The following is an 18,145-nucleotide window of genomic DNA, read 5'->3' as shown; positions in this document are numbered from 1 at the left end:
TTGGGAACACATGCCTGCTCCTGGAATATTTTCTAAGGGACCATATTGAGCTGAAAGCTATGCTGATGGTTTTCATAATGGTAGACGATTGCAAAACCATAGAGGTGACAGATGGCCTGCACAATGGCAAGCCCCAAGCCAGTACCTTTGGATGCTGCATCTGATTTATAAAAACGGGAGAATACCAGGTTAGCATCCAACGCTGCATGTGTACTTGTATTGGACACGGTCAGCCCTTTGTTCGTTATATGGATATTCACCTCGCCACCCAATTTATTGTGGAACAAAGCATTTCGTAGGAGATTTGATACCACTATATTTGCCAAAGCACCATCCATCTGTACACTCAGCTGATCTTCTTGTACAACATTGATTTTTACCTGTTTAAATTCAGCAATAGCCTCAAACTCCGCCACAATATTTAGTACAAGCGTATTGAACGAAAGATCCTCATTGTGCAAAAATTGCTTATTCTCAATTTTACTCAACAGCAACAAGGATTTATTGAGGCGAACAAGCCGCTCTGCAGTTGCCAATACCGCTGCAACAGTCTCAGACTGTTCCTGGTTCAACCCCTCTGTTTCCGCCATGATTTCCAATTTGTTGATCATAATGGCCAACGGTGTCTGTAATTCATGCGAAGCATTGCCAATAAACTGTTTTTGTTGTTCATAGCTTTCCTCGTTATGGCGAATTAAGGTAGCCACAGCAAGCTGTAGATCTTTAAATTCTTGGATCTGCGTATCCATAGTAGGCTTCTGCTTGGTTTTACCTAAACGAAACCGTGTCAACTGATCCAAGAAAATATATAATGGTCCCCATAAACGTTCTATTACGACTTTATTGATGGATACGATACTGATGACCAACAAAACAAATAAAATAACAACAGAATAAAAGAGATTCTTGATTAGATCGCTTTCTTCGATCATCGAGTTGATGATCGAAAGTTCATAATAATGTCCTTGATGTTCAAATGCTGTCGTCAACATTCGGACTGGTTCCAGCTCCGGTTCGGGATCATCATCGTCCTGCATATACAACATGGTGTCCTTATAAACGTTTTGCATCTTCAGGGCTTGTTCTTCGGAAATCTGGCGTACCTTATAGTTATTTATACCAAACTCTAAATCTGGAGCTACGGTGGGATTGCTAGAAAGTTCCTGGATAATGAGCCGCTTTTGGTTTTCGAGTTCTTCGTCGATATTATCGTGGATCACCTCCAGCATAAATAGATAGAACACTGTTGACCAGAGGGCGATGACCACCAACACGGAGATAGAAAGATACTTTAGTGTTTGGTTGGCTAATCTCATTTTTCGACAAGTTTATAACCGATTCCATATACCGCTTCAAAATCCACATCAGCATGACTAGCCAAGAATTTTTTGCGCAAGTTTTTTATCTGTGAATAGATGAAATCAAGATTATCCGCTTGGTCCGTATTATCGCCCCATACATGTTCTGCCAGCGCACTTTTGCTGACCAGTCTATTTTTGTTCAGTAAGAAGTAGTTGAGCATATCGAACTCTTTCCGATTTAACGGCACAGGCTCCTGTGCAATAAATAAGCAGCGTTCATTGAGGTCCAACACGATGTTTCCCATTTCCAATGTATGCTTACCTTCCCGTTGTTTCCTTCGTAACACGGCTTTAATCCGTGCGTTCAGCTCAGCAATATGAAAGGGTTTTGTCAAATAGTCATCGGCTCCAAGTTCGAGTCCCTTTAGCTTATCGTCCAAAGAATCCTTTGCGGAGATAATGATCACATTATCGGACTTACCCTCATTTTTGAGCTGATCGAGGATCTGCAAACCATTGCCTCCAGGCAGCATGATGTCGAGCAGGATACAATCGTAATCATAAACAGCGACTTTCTCAAGGGCTGATCCATAATCAGCGGCAGTTTCTACCGTATATTCTTCCTTAAGTAAAGATGTCTTCACAATTTCCCTTAAATCCGCTTCGTCTTCAATAACCAATATTTTCATCTTCTTAATTCTATTTAGAGGAAAACTTGTGTAAACAATAGTAATCTGTCCATGCTAAATGACAATTTACATACACAATTGTTTATGACAAATGTACCTTGAATTTGGGAAAGATTTAGGAATACACTGCTAGCCTCCTATTTTAAGCTGACATCCAGGTAAACCGAATGACGTCCGTAAGTATCATAAAAAGGTTTATAAAGCACATCATCAATGTAAAATTCCAATGTTTCGGGATTCCCTTTAATAGACTTAGCAATATCCTTTGCGTCTAAGGTTACTTTACGCCAGTCCTTTCTTGCTGCAGGTTCTTGGGCTGCTAATAAGACTGGTCCATAAAACAGACTTGCAATATTGGGCTGATCCATAACCGGATCCAGATGAAACTGAAATGGCATTTTAAGGTTGATCACATCCCCATCTTTCCAGTTACGGTTTAAGGTCAGGTAAGTTCCGGGCTCAGCCTTGATTTTTTGATCAACACCATTGATTGTAACAAAAAATCCCTTTGTTGCCCAGCTTGGCACCCGCACATGAAGTTCAAATTTCCCATTCCCCTTTATCTTAAGCGATGTTTGATCCGCTTTCGGGAAACTTGTTTGTTGCTCGACGCTGATTCCGCGTTCCGTCCAATGTAAGGTAGAAGGAATATACAGATTGACATACAGCGCCTGATCATCCTTGCTCCTAAAATAGATCGTATTCTGCAATTTGGTACTGCTCTCAATAGCCGTACCATTACAGCAGGTAAAGCCTTTCATATCAGCATTTCCAAACTGCTTGATAGATCCCGCGCGTAAAGGCACATGATACGTATTGGCCGGACTATTTTCCGCAACAGACGCTAAGATATGATTGTATAATCCACGTTCATAATAATCCATCAACTCTGCGCGCTGATCGAACATAAACAGGTCACTTGTCAATTTCAGCATGTTATAGGTTGCGCAGGTTTCGTTCTGCCCGCCTGCAGAAAATCCATTTTCATATAATGTCGCCGGCTCGCTAATAAAACATTCGGCATTAGCCGGATTTCTTGCCCCAGCCACACCACCGATACTATACATATAATCGTTGGTGGCTTTATACCAAAAGTTGTCCGCTATTTTATAATATTCAGGCTCATTGGACACCCGGTATAGCTCCATACTGCCCACAATTTGAGGAATATGCTGATTGGCATGTAGCCCTCTAAAAGTATCTACATTTTTGGCCAGTCCATGTGCATGCGCTGCGTTGCCGTAGAACATATCAATATTGTCAAATAAACGGGCGGTTTTTAAATAGTTCTCTTCACCCGTTATACGGTATAACCTTGCCATCACTTCATTCATCCCGCCAAATTCGCCGGCGATATAGGTATTCCACATTTTGATCAGTGTGTCGGTCGGGACTTGATTTAAACGCGTATACACCCAATTTCCCATTCCCTGCGCGATCTGCAATGCTTTTTTATTTCCACTTACCTCATAAACATCCAACAGGCCGGCCAAGATCTTATGCAGGGTATAATAAGGAGCCCAAATTTGGTTCTTCTGCCCGCCATATTTTGCACCATGCTCGAGCATAATAAACTGATCCGGGGGATAGGCACTGATAAAACCTAGCCCCCAGTTCCAATAATCTGTACGGATTCCTTCGTCACTCAGGTCAGAATCATAAGCCGATTTACCGGGGCCATAAGGTACCGCAGCAGGATCTGCGACATAAGCCTGCCCCGCTTCTTTCCCTTGCCTCGGTGCGCCCGACAACTTTGACAAGGCATAAAGCACGTTGACCATGGTATCCATCTTCCCCATAAATTTTGACTGGAGCGCTTTATCATACCCTGTGCTCGCATACGCCTGTGCAATTGCCGTCAGGTAATGTCCTGTAGCATGACCCCGCAGTTTGATATCCTGACTGTCCCACACTTCCAAAGGCTGCGCACCTGCCGGTTGCTTCTGCCCAAACGCGTGACGAAACATATAGAGGAATGAATTGGGATCCGATTTTGCCAATGTATCAATGAATTTATTCCGATTTTCAATAAACTTCGTTTGATGATGCTTTACATCCGTATTAAGGGAAACCTGATCCAAATGAAATGCGTCCAATTTTAAGTTAGGCAAGTTGGACTTTGCCCGCCCTTTAACGGCAATGATGGCTTTCGGTTTCAGATCAGTCCCGGGAACACGCCCCGTGACTGTATAAGCTGTTTGCTGCGAGACCGCACTATTGTCGGTTGGTGCAGGCCACAACACACGCACTTTCGGCCCTACCATACCGTCTTTATAAGTCCCGACGACATAACTCGGCAATCGGGGTAGCTCACCGACCTCCGTTTCCACGGTCACGTCTGTTACCCCTGTTAAAAAGGCATTATAAAGCTCCGCTTTGTTCATTGGAAATCGCGGTAAGTCATCCTCAGCCTTACCCTTAGAAGCAATATCTTCACTTACACCCTTCAATGCGTTTCTGTACACCATGCCGATCTGGTTTCGATTCAGTGGCACGCGATAAATCCGAAAATCATGCAATAGTGCATTTAAACTTACGTTTCCACCCAACAGGGATTTTCCGATGTATAAAGTCCTCTTACTACCGGTCTGTCCAAAAACTTCAGCCAACTCCTGTGGGATATCTTTAACCTCTCCAGCAGGCATACCATCCAAATACGTTTGCATAGCACCTGAAGCTATGTCAACCACAATGGCCAGATGCACCCATTTGTTTAATGGCACAGCCGAAGAGACTGCATTTTTTACTTCGGTCTTCTTTCGGGCGATTATCCCCATGTAGCCATTTTGCTGCACTGTACCAGTTGCTGTTCCAGCAAAATGCCGGGCGATGTCTTGTCCAAAATCGAATAAATACTGGCCAGACTGCGCTGCGCGTAAGTACACCCAGCCTGTTATGCTGATCGACTCGAGATCATTGAGCACTTGCGGTGGAAGTACGACGAAATCATCCTTTCCTCCTGCCAGAGAAAGCACCTTTGTAAATTGCTTATCTGAAACAAATGAAGCTTTTGTGCCCTGAAATTTACCGTGCAGTCCATTGCGCGACCAATCCTTAAAATCCCCATCAAAGACATAACGGGCCACCATGCCTGTCTCACCAATACCGTCCAAGATCTGATCCCCACTCTGTGCCACAGCTATAGCTGTCGTTTTGATAAAAATCGTAAGAATTGCTGCAAAATATATCGTATATCTTTTCATATCGCTATTTATTATTCGCTGATGATTTAATGTTTAATGATCACCTTCTAGCTGGATGAACGCTGTTACCGTATCTTTTCCTTTTATTGTCTTTAAAGATGACGAACAAGATAAAAAGCAGCCTATTAAGCCTCCAAAGTCGAAGAATATGTTTTGTATTGCTGTCTATTTGACATTTATAAAATTAATGAGTATACATCATTAAACATAGGTTTATTTTAGCCGATATTCTCCAGATTTTAACTACTGTCCGTCGAGTCTACTGTCGTCCACGGGCCCACAAATCCTACAGCCCGCCAGGAGAGGTAAAAACGCCAATATGCTACGAAAATGCTTCATGATCCGCGGTTCAATCCGGTCGCTTAGCAGATAAGCCACGGCGAGCATAAGAACTATAACACCTGAAAGGAGCAGGTATTTATTCAGATACAGATACAGGTGATTAAAAATGATAAAGCCGATGTGTTGATGGATTAAATACAGCGGATAGGTCAACATGCCAATTTTAACGAATTTCGGCGAATTGATCGCCTGAAGCTTTTTACAGGAAACCAGCAACATAAGCAGGTAAAACACAACGATGGTGGTTCCAATAATATAAGGTGAAAAGTCACTGTGGAAAGTCCGTTCCAGCCAATGAATGCGCCCCACGGCACCATCGATGGAAATGTACAAGCACCAAGGTAAGGCCACAAAATGCTGGACTTTGGGCCCCTGTAAAAAGAGCTGACAAAATATAATTCCAGCAATAAAGTAGGCGCTCCAATCGAGCAAAAAGAACTCGTGGAGTGCGTCATAAATTTCAGAAGGCCCAACAAAAAAGCGCAAGCTGGACAATAGCAGCCAAAAATACACCAGGTAATCTAAACTTATTTTTTTAAATTGATTCAGAATAAGGAATAAAGCGATGATCAGGTAAAATTTCAACTCTACATAGAGCGACCAATAAGCGCCATCGACATCCCCCTGTCCCCATAGTTTTTGCACCATGGTCAGATTGGCCAATAGCTGTGTAAATGTGACATGATAACGCGGTGCGCCCCAAAAATAAGAAACGGTAAAAGTCAACAGCAAACAAATCCAATACATCGGATACAAGCGCTTGAAACGGGAATAGCAGAACTTACGCAACGAAAGATGCTTGATGGAAAAAGCGATCACAAAACCACTGATGATAAAAAATAAGTCTACGCCCAGGTAGCCATATTTAAAATATTCTCCGACGCCATCGAAACCCAGTAGCGACATATTTCCGGCAGCATACCCCCGATATAAATAATGATATAATACGACGGCAGATGCTGCAATAAAACGAAACAGATCGATTTGGTAAATTCTTTTGGACTCAGACATTTGGCTGCAAATATAGCCAATAATTTTGCCTATTCTTCCGAAATAGAATACCTTACAATTAAGTGTCCTACTAATTACGGATATTTGCTATTTTTACCGCTCATTCAAATGAGAAACCGATGCGCCATCTATCTTTCCTATTTATTGTTATCCTAATCGTAGTTTGTAACTTTCAGGCACATGCCCAAAACAGTGGTTGGGACAAGTTGGATAAGCAGCTATCGGAGGCAAGTAACGATTCGACCCGAATATTGGCTTATTACAAAGTAGCATCTGAAATCTATCGCAGCAATCCCACAGAGGCGCAAGAAATCGTTTCCAGAGGATTAGGCCTTGCTACCGACAAAAGGTTTGCGGCGTTGCAGATTGATTTATTAAATTTACAGGGAGTTATATACCTGAAGCTAAATAACTTCGATGAAAGTGTAAAAACCCATTTCAACGTACTCAAAAAACGAGAAGAACGCAACGACAAAAAAGGCATGATGCTTTCTTTTCTGAATATAGGAAACGTGTTTAATAAGAGCTACGACCCCGAGCAGGCCTTAAAATATTATCAACGCGCACTAGATCTTGCAAAGGAACTGCGCGACACGAGGAATCGAGCCAATATATCGACCAATATCGGGAATATATATGCCCAAAACGCATTAAATGGAGAGAAGAAACAGGATGTAGCGCATGCCATCGATTATTTAGTAAAAACGGTAGAGTTCTGTAAAGCCAATGCGCCGGATGTTGATCTTTTCAATACCTACATTTTATTGAGCTACCTCTATCTCAAGGCAGATAAACTTGAGTGGAGCACCTATTATACCGATCTAGCGATAGACATCACCACCAAGAAAAAAGATCCTGTTGGCGAAAGTTATGCCCGTATCAACCGGGCAAATATCTATGTCAAAGAAAAGCGCTTTGATCTTGCCGAACAAGAAGTCGCTCTCATCAAGGGCATCATTGCCAAAAGCGGCTTCACCAATCTAACAGAAGACCTACAGGGAGATTTCGATAAAATAGCAAAGGCGATCAAAGATCAAAACCAACACGTCATTCTCAGCGACCAGGACAGCTTGGACCGCAAATTTCATGAGGATGCTGCGACGCTTCGTGTGCGCATCAGGGAAGAACTTCGCGAAAAATATGAAAGTGAAAAAAAGGAGCTTGAAAACAAAAACCTACTCTTAAAAAACGCGCATGTAGAACGAGAAGCCCATTGGATAAAACTGATTTGGCTAGCCACCTTTTTTGTCCTTATAATTATCTCTATTATGGTTCTTTTACTCGTCAAAAAGAATAAATTATTACATCAGGAGAAATTGAAAGTAGAAGAACAGGCGACAGAAATCAAGCAGCAACACGCAGAATTGGTCCACGCAGATCGCTTTCGGGCTAGTATCTTTTCTGTCGTGTCTCATGATTTGAGAAGCCCTTTATCAACATTTCAGGCCTTGCTCTCCGTTTCAAAAATCGTTGACCTTCCAGCGCATGAAATTAAAAGTATGTTGATCACTATTGGATTCGGAAGTACTTTCACGATCCATATTCCTAGATAAACAGTGTTTTTCCCTAAGATCGTTTGCCTTTATTAGCTGCGGGTCTAATGAAAATGCTGTCTTCCAGGAAGATGATATTCTCACTGAAACATCTTGGCTTCGCAAAGACATGGATGCAGAAATTATTTACGGTGGGGGTGACAATTATCTTCGGATTAACTTCAAAAAAAGTAATAATTATGAAATCGTGCAGCTAAAGGGAGAACGAATTACAGGTATTAAAGAGGAAGGTACCTATGCCCTCACCGACAATAAAGATCTTGTGATTACTACAATAAAAAATCAGCAAAAGCTATCCCTACGTTATGTGCTAGTAAACGATAGGACGCTTAACCGTGTTAATGAAAAAGGAGAAGTGCTCAGCAATACCTATGAAGCGTATATAAAGCAATAAAACGGGGGCTATTTATGATTTTATAATCCGTTTTAAATATTCGCCATAACCCGATTTACTCAACGGAGCTGCTATTTTTAGCAGTTGTTGCCGATCGATATAGCCCATGCGATAAGCTACCTCTTCTATAGCACCTATTTTCATTCCTTGCCGTTCCTCAATCACTTGGACAAATTGCGCCGCCTGCATTAGGGACTGAATAGTTCCCGTATCCAACCAGGCCGTTCCGCGATCGAAAACACCCACTTTTAATTTGCCCTGACGGAGGTATTCCTTATTAACATCGGTAATTTCCAATTCACCTCTTGCGGAAGGCTTTATACTTTTAGCAATAGCAACGACATCGTTATCATAAAAATAAATCCCTGGAACGGCATAACTCGATTTGGGTTCTTCGGGCTTTTCCTCAATAGAAACAACATTTTTTTCAGCGTCAAATTCCACTACCCCATAACGCTCAGGATCTTGAACAGGATAGGCAAAAACAACACCTCCATCGGGGTCAGCACAAGACTGCAAAAGCTTTGATAAGCCCGATCCATAGAAAATATTGTCTCCGAGAATAAGGGCGACCTTATCGTTACCAATAAATTCCTCGCCCAATAAGAAGGCTTGTGCCAATCCATCGGGGCTCGGTTGCTCTTTATACTCAAACCGACAGCCTAATTGTGTACCATCACCCAGTAATTTTCTAAAATTTGGAAGATCCTGTGGTGTTGATATAATCAAAATCTCCCTTATCCCGGCCAGCATCAAGGTCGACAGGGGGTAATATATCATCGGCTTATCGTATACAGGCATCAGCTGTTTGCTTACCGCCAGCGTAAGTGGATGTAGTCGTGTTCCTGAACCTCCGGCCAATATAATTCCTTTCATAGTCTTTGTTTAGATCCTTCTTAATTTTTAAATTCTTCGGCCAACATTTTAGCCAGACTTATTTCCCAATGGGGTACCTCAACTGCAAAAACTTCCTTGATCTTCGATTTATCGAGCAACGAGTACTTTGGCCTGCGAGCAGGTGTAGGGTATTCACTTGTCGGAATCGGTTTTACCTGACAATCGAACGAACTGAAATCACGTATCGCTACAGCAAAGTCGTACCAGGAAATTTCACCTTCGTTGCTATAGTGATAGATCCCACCTTCCCATTCGGAGGAATCCACTATTTTTACTATTGCCAAGGCTAGATCCTTCGCATAGGTCGGGCTTCCAATTTGATCGTTAATGACACCTACTTCCTCACGCTCATCCATTAAACGACACATGGTTTTAACAAAATTTTTGCCGTAGGCGGAATATACCCAAGAGGTACGTATGATAATTGCTTCAGGGCACCATTTTTGGATTGCCTGTTCCCCCGCCAGTTTCGTTTGTCCATATACATTGATGGGGTCGGTTTCGGCAGTTTCTGTTAAAGCAGAAGCAGAAGACCCGTCAAAAACATAATCTGTTGAAATAGCGATTAAACGTGTACCATGCAAATGACAGTATTGTGCGATTTCTTCGCAAGCTACGTGATTGACCAAGTCAGCCGTTACCTGATCCTCCTCAGCCTTATCCACAGCCGTATAAGCTCCCGCGTGGATAATAAGGTCCGGCTCATACATTGCCAAAATTTGCTGTATGATGGTAATTTGATCCAATGGTAATTGTTTCCGATCCAAAAAATAACACTCCTTTTGGGTATTATCCAGCAAAAGATCTTTTAGCTCTGAGCCAAGTTGCCCTGAAGCTCCGGTGATAACAATGCGCATACCCTATGATATTAATTTCAAACGTAACCCTTCAAAGGATTGTGCCTCCTGATCCTTTTGTGAGAGAATCATTCGTTCGTTAGGAATTTGCCAGTCTATAGAAAGTTCCATATCCAATGGATTTACACCATCTTCCGACTCTTTATGATACTTGTTATCACATTTATAGAAAAAGACCGCATGTTCGGACAATACAGAAAAGCCATGCAAAAAGCCTCTAGGTACAAATAATTGTTTTTTATTTTCAGCCGAAAGTTCAACCGAAACATGCTGCCCAAAAGTGGGTGATCCTGGACGCACATCGACAGCGACATCCAATACTTTACCTTCAACAACACGGACTAGTTTTGCCTGTCCATATTCACCAATTTGCATATGCAAGCCACGCACCACGCCAAACTGTGATTTGGATTGATTGTCCTGCACAAAGTGTGGTGTGTAACCGAGTATCGCCGTTAATTTCGTTTCATTAAATGATTCAAAAAAATAACCTCTTTCATCCTCAAATACGGTCGGTTCAAGTATAAAACAGCCCTTTAATTTTGTTTCCGTATAGGTCATGCTATGCGTCTTTGTATTGGTTGTCGTAATATTTTTGATAATCACCCGAAGTCACGTGATCCAACCATTCCTGATTAGCTAAAAACCAATCTATGGTGCGGGATAAACCTTCTTCAAAAGTTACAGAAGGTTTCCATCCCAACTCCTGATTGATCTTCGTGGCATCAATCGCATAGCGCAAATCATGACCAGGCCTGTCTTTCACAAAGGTAATCAACTGTGCTGAGGTACCTTCAGCACGGCCCAGTTTCTCATCCATTTGTTTGCATAGCTCCTTGATGAGGTCTATATTTTGCCACTCATTAAATCCACCGACATTATAAGAATCTCCGTTTTTCCCTTCGTGAAAAACCAGATCGATGGCTTTGGCATGATCAATCACATATAACCAGTCGCGGGTGTATTTTCCATCACCATAAACAGGCAGCGGTTTATGATTTAAAATATTATGAATACATAGGGGAATCAATTTCTCGGGGAAATGATTCGGTCCATAATTATTGGAGCAGTTTGTCAGAACAATAGGCAAGCCATAAGTATCATGATAAGCCCGCACAAAATGATCGGAACTGGCTTTAGAAGCTGAATAAGGTGAATGTGGATCATACTTTGTTTCTTCGGTAAAAAAGCCCGTATCCCCGAGCGCGCCAAACACCTCATCCGTTGACACATGATGAAAACGTTTTCCTTCCAGATTATCCTTCCAGATTATCCGGGCAGCGTTCAATAAATTGACCGTTCCAATGACGTTTGTCATAACGAAAGCCATGGGATCGACAATAGAACGATCGACATGGGACTCCGCCGCCAAATGGATAATACCATCGGGCTGATATTCCTGAAAAATAACCGCGACAGCTTGCTGATCCGTAATATCCGCCTTAACAAAAGTGTAATTGGGCAAATGCTCTATATCCTTTAAATTTTCCAGATTCCCAGCATAGGTCAAAGCATCCAAATTTATAATTTGATATTCAGGGTATTTCAACACAAACTCACGGACAACGTGTGAACCTATAAAGCCTGCTCCTCCAGTAATTAAAATTGTTTTTTTCATATTATGATTCTCGAATATTTAGACCATTGGTCCGCGAATGATGAGTTCACCAAATAGTTCGCTAAAATTAGGATGATTTTTGTTAATTGACAAGTTTTAATCCACGAGTAAATGGAATAAACAAAAAAAGCCTTCTATTCAGAGGGCTTTTTACATCTTTATCGTGTTATTATCTAAAACTTACCTGTTTTATAATAGCATTACAATACATTCTTTACCACCGAATATACCGGTACTTCCGCGACGGATTCATGGATCAATTCAATCTCTTTTTCTTCCGGCACTGCATCCAGCACCTCGTATTCCGAATTTTGGGATTTAAACTCCGGAACGATCTGCTTCATTCCGGCGACAAGCTCCATAAAATCTGGCAACTGTGTATCCGCATCCAAAATCTGTCGGCAGATCGCATTAATACGCTCTGCTTTAAGCGACAATTCATCGTGGTTTACTTTCGCGATCATGATTTTTGGATGGTGTGTCTTTACCGTATTCTCATTATTCGCCAACAATTCCTCATAAATTTTCTCGCCAGGGCGCAGTCCAACAATTTTAATATCAATATCTTCCGGGTAACGATAACCTTTCAATTTGATCATGCGTTTTGCCAGATCTATGATTTTAACAGACTTACCCATATCGAACACAAAGATCTCTCCTCCTTTGCCCATCACGCCAGCCTCTTGCACCAATTGACACGCTTCGGGTATGGTCATAAAGAAACGCGTGATTTCAGGATGCGTCAGGGTCAGCGGACCACCATCTGCCATCTGTTTCTCAAAGAGCGGAATAACCGAACCATTTGAACCCAGTACATTTCCAAATCGGGTAATAATAAAGCTGGTGTTGGATTTACCACTGCAACTACTGACATAGATTTCAGCCATGCGTTTTGTTGCCCCCATGACATTCGTCGGATTGACAGCTTTATCTGTCGATACCATCACCATCTTTTTAGTGCCATATTGCATACAAAGATCAGCCACATTTTTGCTTCCCAATACATTGGTCTGAATAGACTCGTAGGGATTCGCTTCCATTAACGGCACATGTTTATAGGCTGCTGCATGAAAGACCAAATCGGGTTTGTATTGTGCAAATATCTTCTGCATAAAGGCATAGTTACGCACATCGCCTACCACGCAGTGCATCTGCTCAGATTGTGTTGCCTTGATCGATTGTTGGATATCATAAAGTGCAGACTCAGCCTGATCCAGCAGAATCAAAGTCTTGTAGTGACGCCTTGCGATCTGACGCGCCAACTCCGAACCGATAGATCCGGCCGCGCCGGTCACCAGGATTACTTTCCCCTGCATCTCCTGTGCGATCTCTGGGTGGTCCAATTTAATCGGCTTCCGTCCTAATAAATCTTCAATCTTTAACGGTCTGATTTCACGCTTGACCCCCGAATTAAGCAAGATTCGCGCGGGGGGCATAATCTTGAGTTCAAGCCCAATATTTTGAAACCAGTCCGAAACATACTCCAAACGCTCGGGATCGTTATTTTCAACGGCGATAATGACCTGGCTAATCTGGAATTTTTCGACATAGTCCTTTGTGATTTCGGTAATATCTTTAATTTTTATTCCTGCCAATCGCTTTCCTATCCGTGATATTTTATCTTCCACAAAAGCGACAACCTGATATTTGATCCGTTGATCTTCTTTTAATAAGGAATACGAAACCAAACCGGGTCTTGAAGCGCCAAAAATCAGCACGTTCTCGCCTTTTCTCGCAGGTAAAAACAGGTATTCATAAATTGTACGATAAACAACCCTTGCCCCGACCATGATCACCAATAAGATACAGGCCTGCATCGTCAAAACGCCATAGGAAAGACGCAAATAATCGCCTGCCATCGTGCCTTGACCAAAAACAGCCCTGATCAAAAATGTCAGCAACATAAGTACAAGATAGGCCGAAGCTACTGTTTTGAATATTTTAATGGTATCACGAATTCCCGTCTGCCTGACAATACCTCGATACGTATTATAGCAGAGAAAGGTGATAAAAAACACCGGTAATACGACCACAAGCTTCTTCAACATTAAAGCGATATCAAACACACCTTTGAAGTTGTTGACCACATAGTTTGAAAACACATAACTTCCAAATACAAACCACATATCGATCATTAAAATGACCCATCGTGGATTATCCTTGCGAAGACGTCTTTTTAAATCTCCCAGAGAACCCATCATAAATTTCTTTTTATTTTTATAATATTGTTTTAAGCTTTAGTCTTAAAAACCAATATATATGGCTTTTGCTATATTTTAAAGAGATCGCCAAGATAATTAAAATCTAACAAGCAATTAAACAATCTCCTACAATATCAATAACAAAAACCTATTCTTTGTTATTTGTCCACCATGAGGGGGACAAGCAAGTATTATACCGAAACTGTTACAGTGCTGAATTAATTATTAAAAATCACAAACAAAAGTAGTCGCAAGCGTATTCAGTCCATTAAAGCAACCTCTTGAGCTATTTTCTCATTCCTGTAAACAAAAAAACTGGCATATTGTTTGTAAAGTGCTATTAGGGGATATCTCTCGGAAATAAATGCCAGCACAATCATATATTGAATACCAACAAAATACCAGATATCCTTAGTTGACTTAGCATTTTTAAAACTATCATTATGGGCTTTTTTAGCAATTTGTTTGGTACCAATAAAAAATCATCCATTAGACCCTTGGCGCAGCTGGAATTTCTGGAAGTCGACATGCACAATCACCTGCTGCCGGGAATCGATGATGGCAGCAGTTCGGTACAAAATTCGCTAGCTTATATTGAAGGATTGCAACGCCTGGGGTTGAAGAAATTTATCTGTACACCACATATTATGGCTGGCGTTCATCCCAATACCAAATCAAGTATAGAGGAAGCACAAATTAATCTTGAAAATGGCCTTAAGAATATCGGCAGCAAGGTTGAGATTTATGCCGCTGCTGAACATATGATTGACGATGGCCTTTCCAATCTTGTTCGGGATAATGAGCTTTGTGTTATGCCTGGAGGCTATGTACTCATTGAGATGTCGTATTTATCCGAGTCGAAAGCGTTGTTTCATACGATCCGTGATATCCAAAAATTAGGCTACAAACCCATTCTTGCGCATCCCGAAAGGTATAATTATTATCATGGCAACTTTAATATCTACAAGCAGATTAAAGATGCAGGCTGTCTCCTCCAGCTCAACCTGCTATCCATCAGCCGTTATTATGGGGTCGACGTCAAAGCAATCGCGATGACTTTATTGAAATCAGGTATGTATGATTTTGTGGGCACTGACTTGCACCATGAAAAACATCTTAAAGCCCTTACAGATATTGCTGAAAAATATCCCCTCCGTGACATGTTAAAAACATCCCCTATTTTGAATCCGTCTCTTTTAGATCATATCAGTGCAGTAAAATCCCAGCATATTGCCGGATAGAAATTTATTGTCCAAAGCGCTTGACATTGACCTTTTTTGACTTCACTTTTAACACAAAAGGCTCCAGCACCAAATCGGCATCAAGTCTCACCGTTCCCGATTGGGCCTCTTGATCGGTAAATACATTTGCCGGGAAGCTCGCATTATCCAAATAGAAACTATAGGTGCCCTCTGGCAGGCCAAACTCAACATGTCCATCCTTATCGGTACGCATTTCGATAACCTTTCCATTCCTGTCTTTTGCCAACACTTTGTAAATATCTAAATTCAGATCAGTCTCCAAGCTGAGCCCTTGGGTATACTCTACACGAACAGCTCCCTGTACCATCCCCCCACGCTGAAGCGGAATCTGGACTTCTAAATTCGACTGCTGTATCACGATTTCTTTCGAAACCGCCATATACTGTCCCTGCTTTGGTGAAAAAAGCAAATATGATCCATACGGCAATTTTTTAAAGGAAGCATATCCCGCTTTATCTGTTACAAAAAGGATCCCTTTTACCGTAAAGCTATGGTCAACCATCGGAATATCCCCTTTATCAAATATTCCATTAAAATTTTTATCCTGAAAACAGAAAAAACGCGCATTCCCTGTCTTGATTGCTGGACGATCAAGATTTGATCCTTTTAAGTTTTGCCGAACACCAATGCGTAAATTGTTAAAATCATAGTCATATCCGGTTTTCATAACACTATAATTGTACTGAAAAAGACCGGTGAGTAAGGTATTTTTCAGCACACGGTAATTTATACTCGCGTTCCCTCCAAAACTATTCCCGTAACTACTACTCAGATTCGCCCGGGCATTGGCCACCCACTGTAATCTCTCCTGCAACAAGGTACCACTTACACGGGGTCCTAAAGAAAAACGCTTTCCAAACGAACGTCCTATTAATAGTGCACTTACCAGATCTGAAATCTGAAAAGCGCCTTGCTGGTAAGAAGCTGAAAGTCCCAAACTTTTGTAGTTGTAATTTAAATCTGTCCGTACTGCGAATAGCCCCGCAGCTTGATCGCTCATTGACACAAGCCCCGTCTCAGTAGTTACATTCAAGTTGTGCTGCAGGTTACGCGACCGAACATTTACCGTTGACAACAGGCGCCATGAGGTCGACTTGAGTTCACGGGTACCTGCGGCAAACATATAGGTTCCAATCTCACGATTATAGTTTGGCAATACGGAAAGCGTTACAAATGAACTCAAGGGCATATACATACTTAAATCCCAGCGCGAAGATTGGCTTGCGTAATTGAGAAAACGTGTATTGAGATAGCTTGGGTGATAGCGGTAAAAGGTATAACTTAGCGCCGCCGATAACTTACCCCAATTTCGATTTACACGTTCGACAAACTGCAAAGAACCACGACGATTCCCTGTATAATAAGGAGAACTATAAAAATTATCGGAGCTAAAACTCCATTTGGCAAAACGCTGGTCCATTCGCATACCCAATGCCCAGGAAGGCATGGATGAGTCCCGTCCTACGTGTTGGCCATTTTGGCTTTGAAGTCCAGCGGCGACAAAACCGCGCAGTACGGTGTTGCCTGCATATTTTTGTTTCAGAAAGTCAAAAGAATTTGCCCATAGCAGGCTCGTTGTACTATCCAAACCATTGCGATCGTAAAAAAGCTGACCTTCATAACGCCGGTGCTCAAGTTTATTTTCGGCCAGCACTACCTTTCCAAAAGCTGTATAACCGGGATCGCTGGAAGAGCTGTAATCCAGCAGATCCACAGCACGTTGCAACAGGCCTACTGTAAAATTGGCGGCCCGTGCCGTATCGATATGGTCAAATTTGACGCCTCTTCCAAAGGCCGAAGCCTCCATACTTTCCTGCAAATTTCCGATCGTGTAGGTATTATTTCCTTTCTGAAAGGCTGCAAAAGTATTGCTTAAAGCAGGCCGGTCCATTCCACCCGTTTTAGTCAGATAAGCACTGTATCGAATCTGCCCATTGGCCAGGCGATATTCTCCCTCCGACCTTAAATAAAAGGATTTTTGTTCACCGAGCAGGTTATCGAGCTGCAAATCAAAAAAATTACGCGAGTATGCGGCCAAATTCCCCCGGTTGTCAAATAATTGCTGGTAATTTCGATCGGCTGCAATATTGGACAAGAGCAGCGATAGATTCCCAAATACATCGCCATTCTCGTATAAACCAGTGATATTGAGCGCGTATTGCGCCCTATTCAACATATATTTCTCCACAGCAAAACGGAGAATGAGGAGCGTATCACGCCCTGCCGGAAGGAAAAGACTCTGCTCCTTAAATTTCGTGTTGCCAATGCGATCCGGAGAGGAAAACAGGATTTTGATCTGCTCATCAGTTGTACCATTATTGATAACTCGTGTCCGGATAAAAATAGAGTCACCCACATGCTTCAGATACTGCGGTTCCGAAACATCCTGCAGGATCACTGCTTTTTTTGGAGGCACATCGATAGCCATTGTCTTGTTGTCGACCAGATGAACCTGTGAATCCCGGAGCTGAATACCAACAGTTTGTCCCCTAAGCTGAGCGGGCGCCTGGACTTGTAGACGCTGGGTAATAAATCGTTTTTTACCCGCAGGTACTGTAAATGTTAAACGATCCGAACCTAGGGCACGTAAACCCTGCGGCAACAGCAACTTGAGCTCGCCTGTAAAATCCTGCCTGCTGTTGTTGATCAGCTGCAGATCGATACTATTGAGACCAGCCTCTAAGCGGAGCTGTTCCGGCAAAACGAGCTGCACCGGCTTTTCCTGCTGTGCCCAAACGAACTTGACCAGCAGCAATAACAGCGCGAAGACTGTAAATCTAATCTTATGAGAAGAGCATTTAAACACGCGATGGGGAT

General features: G+C 42.1%; 13 protein-coding genes. 3 read left to right on the top strand and 10 right to left on the bottom strand.

Annotated elements, in window-relative coordinates; all coding sequences use genetic code 11:
* Positions 1–32 precede the first annotated feature (32 nt).
* The 4 genes from A9970_RS16875 to A9970_RS16860 all read right to left on the bottom strand — a co-directional run bounded on the left by A9970_RS16875 (position 33) and on the right by A9970_RS16860 (position 6,546).
* Entirely contained in the window at positions 33–1,316 is a 1,284-nt protein-coding gene (locus A9970_RS16875) for a cell wall metabolism sensor histidine kinase WalK (protein WP_182983141.1), read from the bottom strand.
* Entirely contained in the window at positions 1,313–1,990 is a 678-nt protein-coding gene (locus A9970_RS16870) for a response regulator transcription factor (RefSeq protein ID WP_182983140.1), read from the bottom strand. The genes A9970_RS16875 and A9970_RS16870 overlap by 4 nt, the downstream gene beginning before the upstream one ends.
* Positions 1,991–2,127: 137 nt before the next feature.
* A complete protein-coding gene (locus A9970_RS16865; RefSeq protein WP_182983139.1) occupies positions 2,128–5,193 on the bottom strand; it encodes a beta-L-arabinofuranosidase domain-containing protein in 3,066 nt (1,021 codons plus the stop codon).
* A gap of 243 nt (positions 5,194–5,436) precedes the next feature.
* Complete coding sequence (locus A9970_RS16860; RefSeq protein WP_182983138.1) at positions 5,437–6,546, bottom strand: acyltransferase; 1,110 nt, start codon at positions 6,544–6,546, stop codon at positions 5,437–5,439.
* Positions 6,547–6,665: 119 nt separating this feature from the next.
* On the opposite strand from A9970_RS16860, the gene A9970_RS16855 reads away from it, so the two are divergent.
* Together A9970_RS16855 and A9970_RS16850 are read left to right on the top strand one after the other, a co-directional pair.
* On the top strand, positions 6,666–8,099 hold the full coding sequence (locus A9970_RS16855) for a tetratricopeptide repeat protein (RefSeq protein ID WP_182983137.1): 1,434 nt from the start codon (positions 6,666–6,668) through the stop codon (positions 8,097–8,099).
* Positions 8,100–8,208: 109 nt separating this feature from the next.
* Entirely contained in the window at positions 8,209–8,493 is a 285-nt protein-coding gene (locus A9970_RS16850; RefSeq protein ID WP_182983136.1) for a hypothetical protein, read from the top strand.
* A gap of 12 nt (positions 8,494–8,505) precedes the next feature.
* Here the strand turns inward: A9970_RS16850 and rfbA are convergent, their stop codons facing one another.
* The 5 genes from rfbA to A9970_RS16825 all read right to left on the bottom strand — a co-directional run bounded on the left by rfbA (position 8,506) and on the right by A9970_RS16825 (position 14,066).
* Positions 8,506–9,369: a glucose-1-phosphate thymidylyltransferase RfbA gene (gene rfbA, locus A9970_RS16845; RefSeq protein WP_182983135.1), complete on the bottom strand. Its 864-nt coding sequence runs from the start codon at positions 9,367–9,369 to the stop codon at positions 8,506–8,508.
* Between the two features lie 20 nt (positions 9,370–9,389).
* A complete protein-coding gene (gene rfbD, locus A9970_RS16840; RefSeq protein ID WP_182983134.1) occupies positions 9,390–10,247 on the bottom strand; it encodes a dTDP-4-dehydrorhamnose reductase in 858 nt (285 codons plus the stop codon).
* Positions 10,248–10,250: 3 nt separating this feature from the next.
* On the bottom strand, positions 10,251–10,808 hold the full coding sequence (rfbC, locus tag A9970_RS16835) for a dTDP-4-dehydrorhamnose 3,5-epimerase (protein WP_182983133.1): 558 nt from the start codon (positions 10,806–10,808) through the stop codon (positions 10,251–10,253).
* A gap of 1 nt (position 10,809) precedes the next feature.
* Complete coding sequence (gene rfbB / locus A9970_RS16830; protein ID WP_182983132.1) at positions 10,810–11,865, bottom strand: dTDP-glucose 4,6-dehydratase; 1,056 nt, start codon at positions 11,863–11,865, stop codon at positions 10,810–10,812.
* A gap of 200 nt (positions 11,866–12,065) precedes the next feature.
* Positions 12,066–14,066 (bottom strand): nucleoside-diphosphate sugar epimerase/dehydratase, encoded by a 2,001-nt coding sequence (locus A9970_RS16825; RefSeq protein WP_259655419.1) that lies wholly within the window; start codon positions 14,064–14,066, stop codon positions 12,066–12,068.
* A gap of 443 nt (positions 14,067–14,509) precedes the next feature.
* Here A9970_RS16825 and A9970_RS16820 point away from each other — a divergent pair, with 443 nt between their 5' ends.
* Positions 14,510–15,307 carry a tyrosine-protein phosphatase gene (locus tag A9970_RS16820; RefSeq protein ID WP_220801638.1) on the top strand — a complete coding sequence of 266 codons (798 nt, stop codon included), beginning with the start codon at positions 14,510–14,512 and terminating at the stop codon, positions 15,305–15,307.
* 4 nt (positions 15,308–15,311) lie between these two features.
* Here A9970_RS16820 and A9970_RS16815 read toward each other — a convergent pair whose 3' ends face one another.
* Positions 15,312–18,134 (bottom strand): collagen binding domain-containing protein, encoded by a 2,823-nt coding sequence (locus tag A9970_RS16815; protein WP_182983131.1) that lies wholly within the window; start codon positions 18,132–18,134, stop codon positions 15,312–15,314.
* Between the last annotated feature and the right edge of the window lie 11 nt (positions 18,135–18,145).

The organism is Sphingobacterium sp. UME9 (assembly GCF_014170215.1).
In the GTDB taxonomy this organism is placed as follows: Bacteria; Bacteroidota; Bacteroidia; order Sphingobacteriales; family Sphingobacteriaceae; genus Sphingobacterium; species Sphingobacterium paramultivorum.
Note: the sequence above shows the minus strand (reverse complement) of the source record. Positions and strands in the feature narration are given on the sequence as shown.